Source organism: Arthrobacter humicola, assembly GCF_039531445.1.
Classification (GTDB): domain Bacteria; phylum Actinomycetota; class Actinomycetes; order Actinomycetales; family Micrococcaceae; genus Arthrobacter; species Arthrobacter humicola.
On record NZ_BAAAQB010000034.1, the window covers coordinates 79,745 to 96,874 of the forward strand.

At 68.5% G+C, this 17,130-nt stretch carries 20 protein-coding genes; 15 read left to right on the forward strand and 5 right to left on the reverse strand.

All coding sequences use genetic code 11. The annotated features are described in order from the left end of the window. Positions 1–69: 69 nt before the first annotated feature. The 10 genes from ABD243_RS12210 (at position 70) to cycA (ending at position 6,226) form a co-directional block, all read left to right on the forward strand. Positions 70–504: an Asp23/Gls24 family envelope stress response protein gene (locus ABD243_RS12210; protein WP_425547191.1), complete on the forward strand. Its 435-nt coding sequence runs from the start codon at positions 70–72 to the stop codon at positions 502–504. Next, complete coding sequence (locus ABD243_RS12215) at positions 501–695, forward strand: DUF2273 domain-containing protein (protein WP_344365972.1); 195 nt, start codon at positions 501–503, stop codon at positions 693–695. The genes ABD243_RS12210 and ABD243_RS12215 overlap by 4 nt, the downstream gene beginning before the upstream one ends. Beyond that, complete coding sequence (locus tag ABD243_RS12220; RefSeq protein ID WP_344365975.1) at positions 692–1,078, forward strand: hypothetical protein; 387 nt, start codon at positions 692–694, stop codon at positions 1,076–1,078. The genes ABD243_RS12215 and ABD243_RS12220 overlap by 4 nt, the downstream gene beginning before the upstream one ends. Further along, positions 1,075–1,656 carry a hypothetical protein gene (locus ABD243_RS12225; RefSeq protein ID WP_344365977.1) on the forward strand — a complete coding sequence of 194 codons (582 nt, stop codon included), beginning with the start codon at positions 1,075–1,077 and terminating at the stop codon, positions 1,654–1,656. The genes ABD243_RS12220 and ABD243_RS12225 overlap by 4 nt, the downstream gene beginning before the upstream one ends. Then, on the forward strand, positions 1,653–2,132 hold the full coding sequence (locus ABD243_RS12230; protein ID WP_344365980.1) for a hypothetical protein: 480 nt from the start codon (positions 1,653–1,655) through the stop codon (positions 2,130–2,132). The genes ABD243_RS12225 and ABD243_RS12230 overlap by 4 nt, the downstream gene beginning before the upstream one ends. A 184-nt stretch (positions 2,133–2,316) precedes the next feature. Then, positions 2,317–2,547 carry a CsbD family protein gene (locus ABD243_RS12235; RefSeq protein WP_344365983.1) on the forward strand — a complete coding sequence of 77 codons (231 nt, stop codon included), beginning with the start codon at positions 2,317–2,319 and terminating at the stop codon, positions 2,545–2,547. Between the two features lie 178 nt (positions 2,548–2,725). Then, the gene (locus ABD243_RS12240) at positions 2,726–3,190 is read left to right on the forward strand and encodes an RNA polymerase sigma factor (RefSeq protein WP_425547186.1); all 465 of its coding nucleotides are present in this window, start codon (positions 2,726–2,728) and stop codon (positions 3,188–3,190) included. Then, positions 3,187–3,840, forward strand: coding sequence for an Asp23/Gls24 family envelope stress response protein (locus tag ABD243_RS12245; protein WP_344365985.1), 654 nt, complete (start codon positions 3,187–3,189; stop codon positions 3,838–3,840). The genes ABD243_RS12240 and ABD243_RS12245 overlap by 4 nt, the downstream gene beginning before the upstream one ends. Continuing rightward, positions 3,837–4,262, forward strand: a complete 426-nt coding sequence (locus ABD243_RS12250; RefSeq protein ID WP_344365988.1) for a hypothetical protein — start codon at positions 3,837–3,839, stop codon at positions 4,260–4,262. The genes ABD243_RS12245 and ABD243_RS12250 overlap by 4 nt, the downstream gene beginning before the upstream one ends. Before the next feature lie 434 nt (positions 4,263–4,696). Further along, complete coding sequence (cycA, locus tag ABD243_RS12255; RefSeq protein ID WP_344365992.1) at positions 4,697–6,226, forward strand: D-serine/D-alanine/glycine transporter; 1,530 nt, start codon at positions 4,697–4,699, stop codon at positions 6,224–6,226. Between the two features lie 132 nt (positions 6,227–6,358). Here cycA and ABD243_RS12260 read toward each other — a convergent pair whose 3' ends face one another. After that, positions 6,359–7,780 (reverse strand): MFS transporter, encoded by a 1,422-nt coding sequence (locus ABD243_RS12260; RefSeq protein WP_344366081.1) that lies wholly within the window; start codon positions 7,778–7,780, stop codon positions 6,359–6,361. A gap of 198 nt (positions 7,781–7,978) precedes the next feature. After that, entirely contained in the window at positions 7,979–9,010 is a 1,032-nt protein-coding gene (locus tag ABD243_RS12265) for an Lrp/AsnC family transcriptional regulator (RefSeq protein ID WP_344365997.1), read from the reverse strand. Between the two features lie 194 nt (positions 9,011–9,204). On the opposite strand from ABD243_RS12265, the gene ABD243_RS12270 reads away from it, so the two are divergent. Together ABD243_RS12270 and ABD243_RS12275 are read left to right on the forward strand one after the other, a co-directional pair. Next, positions 9,205–10,473, forward strand: a complete 1,269-nt coding sequence (locus tag ABD243_RS12270) for a M20 metallopeptidase family protein (protein WP_344365999.1) — start codon at positions 9,205–9,207, stop codon at positions 10,471–10,473. A gap of 23 nt (positions 10,474–10,496) precedes the next feature. After that, positions 10,497–11,786, forward strand: a complete 1,290-nt coding sequence (locus tag ABD243_RS12275) for an MFS transporter (RefSeq protein WP_116767248.1) — start codon at positions 10,497–10,499, stop codon at positions 11,784–11,786. An 89-nt stretch (positions 11,787–11,875) separates the two neighbouring features. On the opposite strand, the gene ABD243_RS12280 is transcribed toward ABD243_RS12275, so the two are convergent. Next, complete coding sequence (locus tag ABD243_RS12280) at positions 11,876–13,147, reverse strand: MFS transporter (RefSeq protein WP_425547187.1); 1,272 nt, start codon at positions 13,145–13,147, stop codon at positions 11,876–11,878. Between the two features lie 93 nt (positions 13,148–13,240). Between ABD243_RS12280 and trmB the strand changes: the two genes are divergently transcribed. Further along, complete coding sequence (gene trmB / locus ABD243_RS12285) at positions 13,241–14,197, forward strand: tRNA (guanosine(46)-N7)-methyltransferase TrmB (protein WP_425547188.1); 957 nt, start codon at positions 13,241–13,243, stop codon at positions 14,195–14,197. A gap of 137 nt (positions 14,198–14,334) precedes the next feature. Continuing rightward, a complete protein-coding gene (locus tag ABD243_RS12290; RefSeq protein WP_116767250.1) occupies positions 14,335–15,141 on the forward strand; it encodes a DUF1206 domain-containing protein in 807 nt (268 codons plus the stop codon). A gap of 60 nt (positions 15,142–15,201) precedes the next feature. Here the strand turns inward: ABD243_RS12290 and ABD243_RS12295 are convergent, their stop codons facing one another. Together ABD243_RS12295 and ABD243_RS12300 are read right to left on the reverse strand one after the other, a co-directional pair. Beyond that, on the reverse strand, positions 15,202–15,885 hold the full coding sequence (locus ABD243_RS12295; protein ID WP_344366007.1) for an anti-sigma factor family protein: 684 nt from the start codon (positions 15,883–15,885) through the stop codon (positions 15,202–15,204). After that, positions 15,882–16,391, reverse strand: coding sequence for a sigma-70 family RNA polymerase sigma factor (locus ABD243_RS12300; protein ID WP_344366009.1), 510 nt, complete (start codon positions 16,389–16,391; stop codon positions 15,882–15,884). Before ABD243_RS12300 ends, ABD243_RS12295 begins: the two co-directional genes overlap by 4 nt. A gap of 188 nt (positions 16,392–16,579) precedes the next feature. Between ABD243_RS12300 and ABD243_RS12305 the strand changes: the two genes are divergently transcribed. After that, positions 16,580–17,101 (forward strand): COG4315 family predicted lipoprotein, encoded by a 522-nt coding sequence (locus tag ABD243_RS12305; RefSeq protein WP_344366011.1) that lies wholly within the window; start codon positions 16,580–16,582, stop codon positions 17,099–17,101. Positions 17,102–17,130: the final 29 nt, after the last annotated feature.

Sequence of the window (17,130 nt, forward strand, 5' to 3'; positions counted from 1 at the left end):
GGCCAGACCGGCCCGGCAGCCACCTCGAAGGCGCCCGGGCTGAACAACCCTGCCCGGAAGACCCCTGCACTGAAGAGCTCTGCGCTGGAGAGCTCTGCGCAGCCAGCCGGCCACGACGGGCGCGGCGCCACCACTGTGGCCGACGGCGTCGTGGCAAAGATCGCCGGCATCGCGATCCAGGAAATCGAGGGAGTGCACGCCCTGGGCGGCGGAGCGGCCCGCGCGCTCGGAACCCTGCGCGAAAAGGTCGGCCAGAAGGACCTCACCCAGGGCGTCAGCGTGGAAGTCGGCCAGACCCAGGTCGCGGTGGACATCACCCTTGTGGTCGAATATCCGCACCCGCTCCAGCAAGTCGCGGACAACGCCCGCGACGCCGTCTACACGGCCATCGAGGACCTCGTCGGCATGGAGGTGACGGAGGTCAACATCACCATCACCGACATCCACGTGCCCTCCGATGACGAGGATGCCGAGGACGCCCGGACTGAGCCGAGGGTGGCTTGAGCCCCACGGCGGCCGGCGTGGCCATCGGAGCCGTCCTGGCCGCAGCGGCGCTGGCCTTCGGGTTCTGGGGCTTCCTGCTCACCGCGCTGTTCATGGGGGCAGGGGCCGTGCTGGGCCGCGCCGCCGAAGGCCGGCTGGACCTCGGCGGCGTAATGTACGCCTTGCGCGGCAAGCGCTCCTCCTCCTCATGACGCGGGCGGGGCAGACACGCATCACCCCGGCAGCCCTGAAGCACACCGTCGAAACCATCGCCGCCAGCGCCTTCGGCGTTCCCAGATCCAACGTCGCGGCGGCGCTGGACGACGATTCGGGCCGGCTCGCCGCAACGGTCTCCGTGCAGCTGGCGCTCGCGCCGCTGCTGGACCCCCAGGGGATGAGCCGCCAGGGGAAGGACGGCGGCACACTGTTCGACCGGTCCCGGGCGGCCCGGACAACCATCATCGCCCGCGGACTGGACCTCACCGGCAGGACGCTGGGCAGGGTGGACATCCGACTCAGCGGGGCCAAACAGTCCTCCGACACGGCCAGGGTGGACGCGCCGGGCGGCAGGAACCACCAGAGGAGGGTCACATGAACCAGGACCGATCCCTCCGGCGCCTGGTCCGCCGGGAAATCCACTCCTCCCGGGCCACAGCATCAGTACTGACGGCGAGTGTTCTCGCTGTCGTCTTCCTCTGGCTTGCGCTCGAATCAGTGCTGGCGCTGCTCCGGGATAACCCGGTCCTCGCCAGCCCCGGCCAACTGGGGCACTGGCTCGCCGGCGTGCCGGACAAGACAATCCCTGCCGGGCTGGTTGCCACCGGAGCCGGTCTGGCGGTCCTTGGCCTGGTGCTGCTCGCCGCCGCAACGGCGGGCGGCCGCCGGTCTCGGCATGCCTTCCACAGCGACCGGAGCGCCGTGGTGGTCGATGACGAGGTCATCGCATCGGCAGTGTCCCGGCGGGCGCGCCTCAGCGCGGGGCTCGCACCAGGGCAGGTCACCACCACGGTTAGCAAACGGGCCGTCCGGGTCCAGGTGCGTCCGACGTCGGGCGTTGCCGTGGACCGCGACGCGATCGGCACTGCGGTCCACGACGAACTCGCCGCGTACTCCCTGGACCGCCGGATCACCCCCACAATCCACGTCTCAAAGGAAGGAGCCCTGGGGCAATGAGTCAAACCAACAGGGCACTGAACCGGATCCTACTGGCACTGGCCGGGCTCGTGCTGCTCGCAGCCGGGGCGGCAACGGCTGCCGCCGGGATGATGCCTGGCGTTGCGGCCAGCTGGGCGGCCACGGGATCGTCCCTCATGGACCATGCCGGAAGTCTCTTCGACTCGGCACCGCTTCCGGGCCCGGCCCGCTCCTGGTGGGCCGTGGCGGGAGTCGCCGCGCTCATCCTGGCGGCCGGGCTGAGCATCGCCTGGCTGGCATCGCAGGGCGGCGGCCGGACACCCAGGGTCGGCCGGGAGGCCGACGGCGACCGCGGCACCACCGTGGTCGAAACGGGGCTCATCGCGGCGGCCGTCAAGCAAGCACTCGAGGGCAACCGCCTGGTACTCGGGACATCGGTCTCAGCCTGGGAATCCAGGGGCAAAACGGGGCTCCGGCTGCGGCTGCAGGCCCGGCAGGGAGCATCCCCCCGATAGATGGCGGATACCGCAGAGGACCTGGTCCAGGGTATCGACGCGTTGCTGGGCCATCCGCTTCCGGTTCTGGTCCGAATCACCAGTGGCACCAGGACAAAGTTGGCTGGACCTGATCGCACCCGCTAACCCGGGCGGACCTACGGCTCTACCGCGTCACCTAGTAATGACAGAAATAAGGAACATCATGGGAACCGACGACAAGGCCAACAACACGGTCATCCACCACATCGGTGCGGCCAAAGAAGGTGCCGGCAGGCTGACGGGCAACGAGGACCTCAAGCGCGAAGGCCAGCAGGAGCAGGCCCGCGCCAAGCTGCAGGAGGCCAGCGAACGGTTTAAGGACGCCGCCGCCGACATCGGAGAAAACCTCAAGGACGCCGCGCGGAAGTTCAAGGAAGGCTTCAGCAAGGAGTAGGGCCGGACTCCCCGCACGGAAGGCCCGTTATGGAAGCAGAGGAAAGCGACAGACTCGTGACTGGTTCACCCTCGGCGCCACATCAATTGGACCTCGTACCGGACGCATTGCTGGCCGGACGGGCCGCCGACGGCGACACGGCAGCCTTTGAGGCGCTGGCCCGCCGGCACGGCCCCTCATGCGGGTCTGCGCCCGCCGCCTGACGGGCTCCCTCGCCGACGCCGACGACGTCGTGCAGGAATCGCTCATGCAGGCCTGGAAGCAGCTCGATACCCTGCGCGACGGCGACGCGGTGAAGAGCTGGCTGCTGCGCATTACCGGCAGCCGCGGCATCGACCACCTGCGGAAGCGGAGAAACCGTTCCAACCTCGGGGATTTGGACCATAGGGTAGAGGCTGGCGCGGGGATCGCTCACCAGGACCATCCGGAAAGCGCCGCCCTGAGCGGTTCCCGAATGGACGCCCTCAAGGCCGCCCTCGCCGCCCTGCCCGAGGAGCAGCGCCGCTGCTGGGTGCTGAAGCAGTTCAATGACCAGAGCTATGAGGAAATTGCGCAAACCCTGAACATCAGCACTGCCAGTGTCCGCGGCCGCCTTGCCCGGGCACGCATCACCCTGGCCCGCGAAATGGAGGACTGGCGATGAGCGCTCCCGGCGACATGCTCAGCTGCGGGCACAGCCTTGCAGACCTGAGCGAATACCTGGACACCGGACGGATCGGCGATCCGGGCCACCTTGCGGACTGTCCCGAATGCCAGTCCGGACTGGCATCCCTGCGAAGCCTCTCGGCCCTGGGCCATGAATTGCTCGACGCCGACACCGCCGCCGCCGGCAGCGGAAGCGATGACTGGATGAAGACGATCCTGGGCAACCTGCGCTTGGAACTGCGGCCGGGCCGGATCATTCCCCTGCGCTCCGACTCACCCGGGGACGTCCTCACCGAGACAGAGGGCTCAATTTCGGCGCTGATCCGCTCCGTGGCGGATTCGCTTCCCGGCACCGCCGCCGGAAAATGCCGCCTGTACGGGGACGTTACCCGGCCCGGGGCGCCCATCACCGTGGGCGTCGACCTCGCCGTCGTGTACGGGCATCCGCTGGAGGACCGCGCCGCCACCCTGCGCTGGAAGTTGGCCGCCGCCCTTGCCCGGCAGACCGAACTGAACATCACGGCGATCGACGTCACCATCACCGATGTCTTGGAGCCCCGAAAGCCGGAGCCCCTGAACCCCGAACCCCAGCATCCGGAGCAGCCCCCCGTGCCCGGCGCCCCGCCGACTCCACAGGAGGAGTCATGACCGAGCCCTTGCTTCCCGGGAACGGAACACCCGTGGCGCCACCCGCTGCAGCGCGCTCTTCCGGAGTGCTCGCTCCCGCAGCGTTCTCCGCGGCGTCGCTGCCGGCACAACTCCGTGAGATCATCCTGGCGGTCGACGGCGTGACGACGGTGTATCCGGCACGCCCGCTGTGGCAGACGATTGCCGGGGCGGCCCGGTCCGCCGTGGGCGGAGCAACACCGTCTCCGGTGGACGTCACCGAGGCCGGCACCGGCACAGCGGTAACGACGGTCAAGGCGCGCATCGGAGTGAGCGGGGCGTACCCGGCGCCGGACGTGGCCCGTGCGGTGGCCGCCGCAGTGCGGCAGCATTTCAGCCCGCAGCCTGTGTCCGTCGAGGTCGCCATCGTCCACATCGGCGGCGACCAAATCGGCACCAACTAGGCTGCAGGCGCCGGCGGAGCCGCCTTCGCAGCGCAAAAAATGTGACAAAAGACAGCGGACGACAACTGAGGCTAAGATGTTCGACAGTTGTCGAAGGCGCCTGCGGATGGATGAGTGGCGGAAGAGCGGCGCCGACGGCTGCGACGGACGGCCGCACCGGCGTCGCCTCTTCCCCCAAAGCCCCGGAAAGACGGGGGTTCCGGGCCCGTTCCGGCACCTCGCCGGACCTCCGTGCGGCGGGCATCAGCACGGCGTATCAACGACCGGCTGGTTCACCTACGCGGACTGCCGCGGCAACAGGGACCGCCAAATACCGGCCCTAATCTTGATCTACCCGCCAAAACTGTTACCTCCGTCACACTCTGACGGATCCGTGCGGACCGCATCGCGGAACCCCCGCCCGCTGCGACCGCCTGTGACAAGGAAGAAGCCTCATGTCTGAACGCATCACCACGGCCGCTCCGGCCACTGCAGAATCCGACATTGCACCATCTGAAATTGCTGGAACCGCCGTCTCCGCCCACGGCGCATCCGGCGCCGGGAGCCGCGAGCCGCACCTCGCCCGAGCCCTGGGCAACCGCCACATCCAGTTGCTCGCCATCGGCGGCGCCATTGGCACCGGCCTGTTCATGGGGTCCGGCAAGACCATCTCCCTCGCCGGCCCGTCCGTGATTTTCGTCTACATGATCATCGGCTTCATGCTGTTTTTCGTCATGCGGGCCATGGGCGAGATCCTGCTCTCCAACCTGAACTACAAATCCTTCAGTGACTTCGCCGGCGACCTCCTGGGCCCCTGGGCCGGCTTCTTCACCGGCTGGTCCTACTGGTTCTTCTGGGTTGTCACCGGAGTGGCGGACATCGTCGCCATCTCCGGCTACGTGGACAAGCTCGCGCCCGGCACCCCCTTGTGGATCCCGGCGCTGCTCACCCCCGTGGTGCTGGTCCTCCTGAACCTCCCCACCGTGAAGGCGTTCGGTGAAGCGGAGTTCTGGTTTGCCATCATCAAGGTAGTGGCCATCGTGGCCCTGATCGCCACCGGCGCGATCATGATTGCAACCCACTTCACGTCCCCCAACGGCGCGGTAGCCAACCTCGCCAACATGTGGAACGACGGCGGCATGTTCCCGCACGGCATGTTCGGCTTCATCCTCGGTTTCCAGATCGCGATCTTCGCCTTCGCCGGCATCGAACTGGTGGGCACTGCCGCCGCCGAGACCAAGGACCCGGAGAAGAACCTGCCGCGTGCCATCAACTCCATCCCGGTCCGCGTCCTGCTCTTCTACGTCGGCGCCCTGGTGGTCATCATGGCCGTCAACCCTTGGCGCACCATCGATCCCGCCAGCAGCCCGTTCATCGGCATGTTCACGCTCGCCGGGCTGGGGATCGCCGCCGTGGTCATCAACCTTGTGGTCCTGACCTCCGCGGCCTCCAGCGCCAACTCCGGTATCTACTCCACCTCCCGCATGATCTACGGCCTGGCCCAGGACGGGAACGCGCCGAAAGCCTTCGGAAAGCTGAGCAGCCGCAAGGTCCCGCAGAACGCGCTGCTGTTCTCCTGCATCTTCCTGCTGTCCGGACTCGTCCTGCTCTACGCCGGCGACTCCGTGATCGGCGCATTCACCATCGTCACCTCCGTGGCCTCCGTGCTGACCATGTTCGTGTGGTCCATGATCCTGATCAGCTACATCGTCTTCCGCCGTCGTCGGCCGGCCCTGCACGCGGCGTCGAAGTTCAAGATGCCCGGCTCCGCCTTCATGCCGTACGTGGTCCTCGCGTTCTTCGTCTTCATGCTCGTGGCGCTGGCCCAGGCCGATGACACCCGCCTGGCACTCTTCGTGGCCCCCATCTGGTTCCTCCTGCTGGGTGCCGCCTGGCACTTCAACCGGAAGACACCGCTGCAGCAGGCGCGGATTGTGGAATGGCAGGCCGTCCGCTCGGAGGAAGTCGTCCGCACCACCGTCTGACCCCTGAGCCTCCGCTAAGCCTCGACAGAGACATCCCGTCACGGACACGCCGTGACGGGATGTGCAGGAGCCCCGACCGGATTCTTCCGGCCGGGGCTCCTGCCCTTGATCGTGCGATCGCCTGCGGTGCCTTTACTCCCGTGTCCTGACGGCAGCCGGGACGACGGCGACGCGCGGCGAGACAGCCACGGCGGCGACGCCGATCACCGCCGTCAGCGCGAAGACTCCGGCGAACGACGCCGCCGCCGTCGTCGCCGTCGAGAACGCGGCAAACACGACTCCCGTGCCGGCGAGGGCCAGGGCGCCGCCGAGCGAATCCGAGATGGACATGGCCGAGCTGTTGAAGCCCTCTGTGTCCCTGGTGGAGAGGGCCAGGGTCATGACGCTCAGGCGCGGATACATCAGTCCCATGCCGCCCCCGGCGAGGATCCAGCCCGCGATCGCGACAGCGGCCGGCCAGGCCAGTACCGTCGTCACGAACGCCAGGACAACGGCACCGAGGACCAGGGCCGAGCCGATCCGCACCGCCCGCCGGTGCTCCAGCCGGGTTCCCAGCCTGCCCTGGATGGCCGAGGCCGCCGCCCAGGCGATGGCACCGCCGGTGAGCGTGAGGCCCGCAAAAGTGGGGGCAAAGGCATAGCGTTCCACGAGCAGGTACGGCAGATAGACCTCGGCGCCGAAGAATGCGGCGGACGCGAGCCCGCGCGTGAGGATGACGCTCGGCAGGCCGCGCCGGGCGGTCAGGGTCCCGCGCGGCATGAGGGGACGGACGGCCAGTAGTGCGACGGCGACCGCGGCCGCCGCCAGCACGCCGCCGGCCCCCGGGACCTCGGCGGACAGGTTCAGGCCCAGCACCGCGAGCGCTGCCAGGGCTGCCAACGCCAACTTGGCCGGACCGCCCGGCGGACGGGCACCCCCGGCAGTCTCCACGGCTGCCGCCTCACCGCCTGCCGACCCTGGGGCTGGCGGGGCGGCTGCTGCGGCGCCCGGGGTTCCGTGCAGGCCGCGCAAAGACGGGGCCGTCAGGAGCAGGGCCGGGACCACGAGTCCCACCACGCCGAGGAAAACCCACTGCCAGCCAGCCACTTGCGCCACGACGCCGGCAGCGAACGGGCCCACCAGGGACGGGATGACCCAGGCCGCGGAAAAGGCGGCGAAGATCTTCGGATGCAGCACCGGCGGGTAGACCCGGGCGATGACCACGTACAGGGCCACCGTCAGCGCACCCCCGCCCAGTCCCTGGACTAGCCGGCCGGACACGAGAACCGGCATGGTCCCGGCGGTACCGGCGATGAGCAGGCCCAGCACGAACATGCCCACCGCGGCCAGGAGCGGCGCCACGGGTCCTTTGCGGTCGGACCAGCTGCCGGCGGCCACCATACCGATCACCCCGGTGGCCAGCGGCCCGGCAAAGGCCAACGCATAGAGGCTTGCGCCGTCCAGCTCCCGGCTGACGAGCGGCATGATGGTGGTCACCGCAAGAGACTCGAAGGCCGCCAGGAACACCAGGGCGCAGGCGCCGAGCGTCACCAGCAGGTAGCTGCGGTGGAAGATGCCGGCTGATTCCGGGACGGATTCCTGGCTGGATTTCTGACTGGAGGTCCGACTAGGTTTCTGACTGGATTTCCGACTGAGTTTCTGACCGTCGTGTGGGTCGGTTCGGGGCACGTGCCACAGCCTACAAGAGCGGCACGCCGCGCACATCAGCTGCGTGCCCCGGCCCCGGCCGTCCGGCCACGTCAGCGGGCCGGGTCAGCCGGCCGCATCGAGTCCCTGGGCCGGGACCACGACGGCGCCGCTCGCCCGCGAGTCCGGATTCAGCATCCACCCCACACGTTTCACGGTGCTCAACATGACGACGCTTTCCACGAGCTCGATCCCGGGCACCTTCTGCTGCAACGCGAGCTCGATCGTCATGACGTCGGCCAGGGACTGCAGCCACATAATGATCACGAAGTTCGTCGGACCTGTGGTGGAGGCGCTGAGCCTCACATTCCGCATGGTCTTCAGCTCGGCCGCGGCTGCCTCATGCCGGCCGGCGGGGACGTTGACGAACCACTGGCAGGTCACGGGGAAAGCCGAGAACTTCTGAGCCACCTCGCACCGGAATGACAGGATGCCGCTGGCGAGCACCCGGTTGAGCTGCCGCTGGACGGTGGCAGGGTGCCGGCCCAGACCGCGGGCAATGTCGGCCGCCGTGGCGCGTCCGTCCCTGGCCAGGAACGGCAGGAGCGCCAGGTGGCTTTCCGGCAACGGTCCGAGGGCGGCGGTCTGGGCGGTTCCGGCGGTCTCGGCGCCGGCCAATGCCCGCACGGCGGCCTGCTGTGCCCGGCTCAGCACGTTGAGCCGCCACGAGCCGCCGCTGGCGTGCAGCCTGGTGCACAGTGCGGTCTGGTATTTGACGAGGCCGTCGATCTCCTTCAATCGCGCGATGACCTTCAGGCTGAAGTCGTCCAGGGAGGGCGTAATGACGGTCAGCATGAGGTCCCGGTTGCTGGCTGCCTCCTCTACCGTGACGATTTCCGGCATCTCGGCGAGCCGGGCGGTGACGTCCTCGCGCCGGTTCATTTCGCAATCCACGGCGACGAACGCCAGGCACATCTGGTGCGGGTCGCCGATCAGGTGGGCGGTGACCCAGGAGACGCCTGAGGCCCGCAGCCGCTCCCAGCGGGCGGCGAGGGTGGTGGCGTGGGCACCCAGCACCTCCGCGGCATCCGCCCAGCTCAGGCGCGGAGCGGTCTGCAGGACGTTGATCAGGGCGAGGTCGTCCTCGCTGAGTTCCATTATTCTTCCCCTCATTCGTGCACGAAAACTGCGATTCCAGCCGGTTTTTGCATTTTTTCAGGCCTTTAGCAGCATGTGAACCATGTCACTTGAGAATAGACGCAGGCAGTCCTCACCGGACCCGAACCAAGCCGCAGCGACAAAACCAATTCGTCAATTACGCGATTCCGACAAACGACAAGCAAGGAGAAAACGTGCCGATCACCGCAGACGCCCGGGAAATGCAGGCGGACCTGGCCCGGTTCCGCCATGAGCTGCACCGGGAGCCCGAGATCGGCCTGGAGCTCCCGCGGACCCAGGAAAAAGTGCTGAAGGCGCTCGACGGGCTCGGCTACGAGATCACGCTGGGCCAGGCCACGACGTCGGTCACCGCGGTGCTGCGCGGGCAGGCTCCCGGAACGGGCGCCTGCTCCCGCCCCGCCGTCCTCCTCCGCGCGGACATGGACGGTCTGCCGGTACAGGAGAAGACGGGCGTGGACTACACGTCCAGGATCGACGGCGCCATGCACGCCTGCGGCCATGACCTCCACACGTCCATGCTGGCAGGAGCCGCCACCCTCCTGGCCGAACGCCGGCACCGGCTGGCCGGCGACGTCGTCCTGATGTTCCAGCCCGGCGAGGAAGGCTTCGACGGCGCCAGCCACATGATCCGCGAAGGCGTGCTGGATGCCGCCGGCCGGCGCGTGGACGCCGCCTACGGCATGCACGTCTTTTCCGCCCTCGAACCGCACGGCACGTTCTGCACCAAACCCGGCGTCATGCTCAGCTCGTCTGACGGGCTGGTGGTCACGGTACTCGGCGCCGGCGGCCACGGCTCGGCCCCGCATTCGGCCAAGGACCCCGTGACGGCGGCCGCCGAGATGGTCACCGCCCTCCAGGTCATGGTCACCCGCCAGTTCAACATGTTCGATCCCGTCGTCCTCTCCGTCGGGGTTCTCCAGGCCGGCACCAAGCGCAACATCATCCCGGAAACCGCACGCATCGAGGCCACCATCAGGACCTTCTCCGAGGAATCCCGGCAGAAAATGATGGACGCCGTGCCCCGCCTGCTGAAGGGCATCGCAGCGGCACACGGCCTCGACGTCGACGTCGACTACCAGCAGGAGTACCCGCTCACCATCACGGACGAGGACGAAACGCACACCGCGGAGAACGTCATTGAGGGCTTGTTCGGCGATTCCCGGCTCGCCCGCTGGGCCACCCCACTGAGCGGCTCCGAAGACTTCTCCAGGGTGCTCGCCGAGGTCCCCGGGACGTTCATCGGCCTCAGCGCCGTCCCCCGGGACGCCGACCCCACCGCGTCCGCGTTCAATCACTCCCCATACGCCACGTTCGACGACGGCGTGCTGGCTGACGGCGCCGCACTCTACGCGGAGCTCGCCATATCGAGGCTGACCGCGCTTGCGGCAGCAGACGCCCCCGCCGCGACTGCCCCTGTCGCCGCTGCCTCCACCCTTTCCTAGCCCCACCCCCGAGGGAGAAGACCATGATTACAACCGCGTCCACGACGCCGGCAACCCGGACATCAACCCGCAAGACGATCATCGGCACCGGCATCGGCAACGCCGTTGAATGGTACGACTGGGCCATCTACGCCACGTTCACGCCGTTCATCGCCAGCCAGCTTTTCAGCAAGTCGGACCCTGCGTCCGCGGTGCTGTCCACGCTGGCGATTTTCGCCGTCGGCTTCGTTGCCCGCCCGTTCGGCGGCTTCCTGTTCGGCTGGATCGGCGACCGGATCGGCCGCAAGGCCTCCATGACCCTGGCCGTGGGGCTGGCGTCGGTGGGCAGCCTGATGATCGGCATCGCGCCGACCTTCGCCGCGGTGGGGGCCTGGGCCTCGTTGACGCTCCTGGTGGCGCGCCTGATCCAGGGACTGGCGCACGGAGGGGAGCTGCCGTCGTCGCAGACCTACCTGTCCGAGATGGCGCCGAAGGAACACCGCGGCTACTGGGCCACCCTGATCTACACCTCCGGCACGGTGGGAATCCTGTTCGGAACCCTGCTGGGTGCCGTGCTGAACATGACCCTAAGCACCGAAGTCATGAACGCGTGGGGCTGGCGCGTCCCGTTCCTGATCGGCGCGGCCATGGGCCTGTACGCGCTGATCATGCGGTCCCGGCTGCACGAAACGGACGTCTTTGAGGGCGAAGCCTCGGCGGAGAAGCGCGCCCCGATCTGGCCGCAGATTGTCCGCCACCGCAAGCAGGCCCTTCAGGTGATCGGCCTGACGGTCGGCCTGACCGTCATCTACTACATTTGGGGTGTTGTCGCCCCCAGCTACGCCACCACCGCGCTGAAGATCGACCGCGGCGAGGCCCTGTGGGCCGGCGTGATCGGCAATATCGTGTTCATCGCAGCGCTGCCCTTCTGGGGCAAACTGGCGGACCGCATCGGACGCAAGAAGGTTCTGTGGGCCGGTGCGATCGGCGCAGGCATCATGCACTTCCCGATGACCGCCCTGCTCAAGGACTCCGCCTGGCAGCTGGCCGTCAGCATGTCCGTCATGCTGATCTTCATCGCCGCCAGCGCTGCGATCGTGCCGGCTGTCTACGCCGAGCTGTTCCCCACGAGCATCCGCACCGTGGGCGTCGGGGTCCCGTACTCGATCTGCGTGGCGGTCTTCGGCGGCACCGCACCCTACCTCCAGCAGTGGCTCGGCACCACGGTGCAGATGCCGCAGCTGTTCAACGTGTACGCCGTGCTTCTGCTCGCCATCTCCGCGGTGTTCGTCTTCACCATCCCGGAGACGAAGGGCAAGGACCTCACCCTCTGAAGCAGGGTCGGCTCCCGATGCGCTGGCAGTTATGGCTCTTCTGGCGGGCTCAGAACAGCCATAACTGCCAGCGCATCGTGTTGAAGGGGTCAGCCGCCGACGAAGCGGGCCCTCCCGGCCCGGTACCCGAACACGGCGGCCAGCGAGCCCACCAGCAGGAACAGCACGCCCGCCGCGGCAAAGGATCCGGTGGCCTGGTGGAGCTGGCCGACCAGGAGGGTGCCGCTGGAGCCAAGCCCGTAGCCGACGCCCTGCATCATGCCGGAGAGGTGGGAGGCCGTGTGCCCGTCGCGGGTGCGGACCATGATCAGGGTCAGTGCAGCGGCGGTCAGGCTGCCCTGGCCCAGGCCGAGCAGGCCGGTCCACAGCCAGAGGAATTCGGTGGGACCGAAGATGCTCAGCGCGAACCCTCCCCCGGTCATGAGGGCCACCACCGTGTTGATGGCGCGCTGGTCCCGGAACCGGGTGGCCAGCGCCGGCGCGAACAGCGAGCCCAGCATCTGCAGCACAATCGAGGCCGAGACGATCAGTCCGGCCGTGCCGCCGTCCACGCCGCGTTCGCGCAGGATCGGGGCCAGCCACGCAAAGACGCTAAAGGACATCATGGCCTGCAGGACCATGAACAACGTCACCTGCCAGGCCATGGCGGAGCGCCACACGTTGACCCCGGCGCCCGTGCGGGGCTGCCCGCCCGGACGGGCCCGGAGCGCCGGGCGAAGGAACAAGAGAAGCACGACGCCGGCCGGCACCGCCCAGAACCAGAGCGCCGCTGTCCACTGCCCGGTCGCCCGGAAGACCGGGAACGTGAAGCCTGCACCGAGGGCGGCCGAGGCACAGATCGCCGTGGTGTAGAGCCCGCCCATGAGGCCTAGACGGTGCGGGAAGTCACGTTTGACGACGCCGGGCAGCAGCACGTTGCAGAGCGAAATCGCGGCACCGCACGCGGCGGTTCCGGCCAGCATGGCCGGCAGGTGCCCCACTCCGGGCAGCTCCACGGGCCGCAGCAGCAGCCCTGCCGTGAGCACGGCCATGGCACCGAGCAGCACACGCTCGGCACCGAACCGGCGTGCCAGTCCGGGGGCGAGCGGGGCGAACACGCCGAGCAGCGTCACCGGCACGGTGGTGAGCACCATAACCGCCCAGGCCGGAAGCCCGGCGTCGGCCGTCACCTCGGGTAGGACCGCGGCGAAGCTCGAGAACACCGTGCGGAGGTTAAGCCCGATCAGGACCAGGCAGACGCCTAAGTACGCGAGCATGCGGCGGCTGGCCGCGTGCGGCGGCCCGGCCGAATCGTCCCTGGGAACGGCCCGTGGCGAAAGATCCTGCTGGTCAGTTTTCCCGGCTGAGGTCACCCGCCCCATTCTTGCAGTCCGGGGCCCCGGCGGCCTCGTTGCCAGGCGCCTGGCGGATTCCCGGGGCGGGCCGGGCCCGCAAACTCAACTATTCTGGAAAGGATGAGCGAATCCCCAGAAACCCCCGGCACGCCGGAAATGCCGCTGTCCGGCGCCCCGGATGAGACACAGTTGCCCCGCCCCGTGACCCCGGGCAGCCAGGCCTCGTTCGGCACATACGGGGGCCGTCCGGTCAGCTTCGTCCGCCGCGGCACACGCCTGCAGGGACGCCGCCAGGCCGCCTGGGAGGAGCACGCGGACCGCTGGGCGGTGGAGGTCCCGCGCCACGTCGCCAACACCTCCGTGCACCCGGACTACGTCTTCGACGCCGAAGCCGAATTCGGCCGCAAGGCTCCGCTGATTGTGGAGATCGGTTCCGGGCTGGGCGACGCCGTCTGCCACGCCGCCGAGGAAAACCCGGACAAGGACTTCCTGGCCGTGGAGGTCTACACCCCCGGCCTGGCCAACACCCTGATCAAAATCAACAGCCGCAAGCTGAGCAACGTCCGGGTGGTGGAAGCGAACGCCCCCGAGGTGCTCGCCACCATGCTGCCGGCCGGCTCGGTCACGGAACTGTGGGTGTTCTTCCCTGACCCGTGGCACAAGTCCCGGCACCACAAGCGCCGCCTCATCCAGCCGGCCTTCGCCGACCTCGCGGCCCGCGCCATCAGGCCCGGCGGCATCTTCCGGATCGCGACCGACTGGTCCAACTACGCCGTCCACGTCCGCGAAGTCATGGCGGCCTCCGCAGAGTTCGAGAACCTGCACGAGGGTGAGCGCGCCGGCGCGGACAGCCCCCTGACCCATGTATGGGAATCCGGCGTCGAATCCCGGGTGGGCGGAGCGCCCGTCAAGGAGGGCCGGGCGCCGGTCAGCACCGAACACACCGGGCCCAACGAAGGCGTCGACGGGACCGGCGGCTGGGCGCCTCGGTTTGAGGGGCGGATCCTCACCAGCTTCGAGAACAAGGCCCACGAAGCCGGGCGCCTGATCTTCGATCTCAGCTACCGCCGCCGTTAGCTAAGACCGGCCCGCGGGAATCTGTTGCTGAACGCCTGCGCGTGGCACGATTACGGAAGAAGTTCGGTTATCGGGGCTGCCGGGGCTCCGGGACGGGGCTTGCCAGTTAGTACTAAGGAACCATCATCAAAGAAGAAATGAAGGACGCCGCGGACGTCGCCGAGGAAGTCACCAATTCCAAGCCGCTTGAAGTAGTGGCTCGGGCGGGGTTCGCCGTGTCGGGACTGCTGCACTTCCTCATCGGGCTGGTCGCAATCCGGCTCGCCATGGGCGGCCAGGGCCAGGCCGACGTGAGCGGCGCCGTGGAAGAACTCGCCGGGCAGCCGGCCGGGCCGCTGTTGCTCTGGACCTCGTTTGCCGCCTGCGTGGCGCTGGCCATCTGGCAGGCCAGCGACGCCATCTTCGACTTCGAGCACCTGCCCACCAAGAAGAAGGTCGGCAAGAAGCTCAAAGCCGGCCTGCAGGCCGTGGTGTACACCGGGTTTGCCCTCACCCTGGCCTCGGTCGCCACCGGCGCACACGCCGACCACCGCCAGTCAACCAGCGATCTGACCATCAACCTGATGAAGGCGCCCGGTGGCGTCGCGCTCCTGATTGTCATCGGCGCCGCGGTGGCCGTCACGGGGATCGTCTACGCGATCCGCGGCTTTCGGAAGTCCTTCATCAAGTACCTGCGCATGCCGTCCCAGAAGCAGGCACGCACCGCGGTGACGGTGGTCGGCGTCGTGGGCTACGCCGCCAAGGGCTTCGCTCTGCTGCTGGTGGGCCTGCTCATCATCATCGCCACCGTGAAGGCCCACCCGGAAGAGTCAACCGGGCTCGACGGCAGCCTCAAGGCCCTGCGCGAACAGCCGTTCGGTGTGTATCTGCTGGCCGCCGTCGGGGTCGGCCTGATCTGCTACGGCATCTTCATGGCGCTGCGCGCCAAGCTCGCGAAGATGTAGGTCCGCGAAGTTAAGGGGCCCGGGCGTGACCTGCCGGGGTTCATGCCGGAACGGTGTCCGCTAACCCTGCGGCACGGCGATGACGGCCACGGTCTGCTGCTGCTCATTGCGCATCTCGACGCTGGTGATCTTGGCCAATTGCACCGGCGTCGCCCCGGTGATCCGGACCTTTCCGGTGGGCGTGGCCGTCCATGCGCAGGCGCGGTCTTCGCCGCCGTCGCGGTCCTTCACCCACAGCGAGAGGGTCCCGTCGACGGGCAGGCTGCGGGCGTCCAGTGCCAGTTCGGTGCCCCAGGTTTTCCTGACGAGTCCCACCGTGACCTCCAGCCCGCTGCTTGCCGTCACAGAGTAGCTTGCGTCAGGTTTGGCCGGCTGGTTCAGCAGCGGACCGGCCAGGATCCCCAGCGCCAGGCATGCGGCGGCGGCGCCGCCCACGGCCGACACCCACCGGCGCCGCACAGTCCGGCGCCGGCGGGCGAGCTCGTCGAGCAGCCTGCGCGGGACCGGCATGGGTTCCGGCCGAACAAGAGCCCGGTCCCGGGCGGCCGTAGCCGCCGCGGTGAGTCTGACGGCGTCGGGCACCGGGACCGCGTCGAGCAGCGCGGGGAGGCTGGCGAGTTCGTCCAGTTCCTGCCGGCAGTCCGCACAGACGGCCAGGTGCTGTTCGAAGGCGGCGGCCTCGGCCGGCTCCAGCCCGCCGAGCAGATACGCGCCGAGGAGCTCGTGCAGTCCGCCGCCGTTCACCGCTGCACCCCCATTTCGTCGAGAATTGTCCGCAGGGCCCGCACGGCGTAGAACGCCCGGGACTTCACTGTGCCGCTGGGGATCTTCAATTGGGCGGCTGCCTCCTGGACCGTGCAGCGGCGGTAATGAAGCGCCACCAGGACGTCGCGGTGCTCCGCGCTGAGCCGCAGGAGCGCCTCCTCCATCAGGACCTTGTTGAGTAGATCGTCGATGCGTCCGGCGGCGCCTGCGCCGTCGGTGGTGGCCGGAACTTCGCGGTCGCCGGCTTCCTGCGGGCGCCGCTGGGCCTTGCGATAGTTGTCGATCATGATGTTCCGGGCCGTCCGGAACAGGTAGCTGCGCAGGCTGCCGGTGATCTGCGGCGCCTGTTGCCAGACCCGCAGCACGGTCTCCTGGACGACGTCGTCGGCGAGCTGCGGGTCCCGGGAAGCGCTAAGGACGAACCGCTTCAAGGCTGCACCGTGGTCGCGGTAGATTGCGGCCACGACGTCCTCGTCCAGCGGCATGTCCCACCTCCCGCGAGTTGTGCTCTGCCCCCTGTAAGACGTACGGGCGCGCCCAATAGTTCAGTGTGCCCCGGGACTGCGCTGACGTGAACAGGGCTGCCCCTACGTGAACCATTTGGCGCCCCACATACGTCTTAGGGGGTAGCGCCGGCCTGGCGAGTCAGGCTGGCTCGAGTCAAGGAGCAGCAATGAAGAAGCATCTCAGCCTAGGCTTGACCGCGTTCGCCCTTGCCGCGCTATTGTCCGGCTGTGGCGGCGCGAGCACAACGACGTCAACGTCGGCAGCGCCGGCCCCCTCCTCCAGCAGCGCTGCGGCCAGTTCGGCGCCGGCGTCCACGTCCGCTGCGGACCTCACGGTGGCCCAGTCCACGGCCGGTGCGATCGTGGTGGGCAGCAAGGGACTGAGCGTCTACTCCTTCACTAAGGACACGAAGGACTCCGGGACCAGCACCTGCACCGCCGGGTGCGCGACGACGTGGCCCCCGGTCACATCGACGTCGGCGACCCCCACCGTTGACGGCGTGACCGGCAAGGTCGGAACCATTCCCACGGCTGACGGAAAGCTGCAGGTGACCATTAACGGGATGCCGATCTACTACTACTCCAAGGACCAGGCCGCGGGAGACATCACGGGCCAGGGCGTCGGCGGGGCCTGGTACCTCGTGGCACCGTCCGGGGAGATGATCAAGAGCGCGGCGGGCGGCTACTAAAAGGCACCCGGGCAATGCGCCGTGCGGCA

Coding starts and splice junctions, on each gene's coding strand:
- ABD243_RS12220 (WP_344365975.1), top strand. CDS start 692: ATGACGCGGGCGGGGCAGACACGCATCACCCCGGCAGCCCTGAAGCAC.
- ABD243_RS12225 (WP_344365977.1), top strand. CDS start 1,075: ATGAACCAGGACCGATCCCTCCGGCGCCTGGTCCGCCGGGAAATCCAC.
- ABD243_RS12230 (WP_344365980.1), top strand. CDS start 1,653: ATGAGTCAAACCAACAGGGCACTGAACCGGATCCTACTGGCACTGGCC.
- ABD243_RS12235 (WP_344365983.1), top strand. CDS start 2,317: ATGGGAACCGACGACAAGGCCAACAACACGGTCATCCACCACATCGGT.
- ABD243_RS12240 (WP_425547186.1), top strand. CDS start 2,726: ATGCGGGTCTGCGCCCGCCGCCTGACGGGCTCCCTCGCCGACGCCGAC.
- ABD243_RS12245 (WP_344365985.1), top strand. CDS start 3,187: ATGAGCGCTCCCGGCGACATGCTCAGCTGCGGGCACAGCCTTGCAGAC.
- ABD243_RS12250 (WP_344365988.1), top strand. CDS start 3,837: ATGACCGAGCCCTTGCTTCCCGGGAACGGAACACCCGTGGCGCCACCC.
- cycA (WP_344365992.1), top strand. CDS start 4,697: ATGTCTGAACGCATCACCACGGCCGCTCCGGCCACTGCAGAATCCGAC.
- ABD243_RS12265 (WP_344365997.1), bottom strand. CDS start 9,010: ATGGAACTCAGCGAGGACGACCTCGCCCTGATCAACGTCCTGCAGACC.
- ABD243_RS12275 (WP_116767248.1), top strand. CDS start 10,497: ATGATTACAACCGCGTCCACGACGCCGGCAACCCGGACATCAACCCGC.
- ABD243_RS12280 (WP_425547187.1), bottom strand. CDS start 13,147: ATGGGGCGGGTGACCTCAGCCGGGAAAACTGACCAGCAGGATCTTTCG.
- trmB (WP_425547188.1), top strand. CDS start 13,241: ATGAGCGAATCCCCAGAAACCCCCGGCACGCCGGAAATGCCGCTGTCC.
- ABD243_RS12290 (WP_116767250.1), top strand. CDS start 14,335: ATGAAGGACGCCGCGGACGTCGCCGAGGAAGTCACCAATTCCAAGCCG.
- ABD243_RS12300 (WP_344366009.1), bottom strand. CDS start 16,391: ATGCCGCTGGACGAGGACGTCGTGGCCGCAATCTACCGCGACCACGGT.
- ABD243_RS12305 (WP_344366011.1), top strand. CDS start 16,580: ATGAAGAAGCATCTCAGCCTAGGCTTGACCGCGTTCGCCCTTGCCGCG.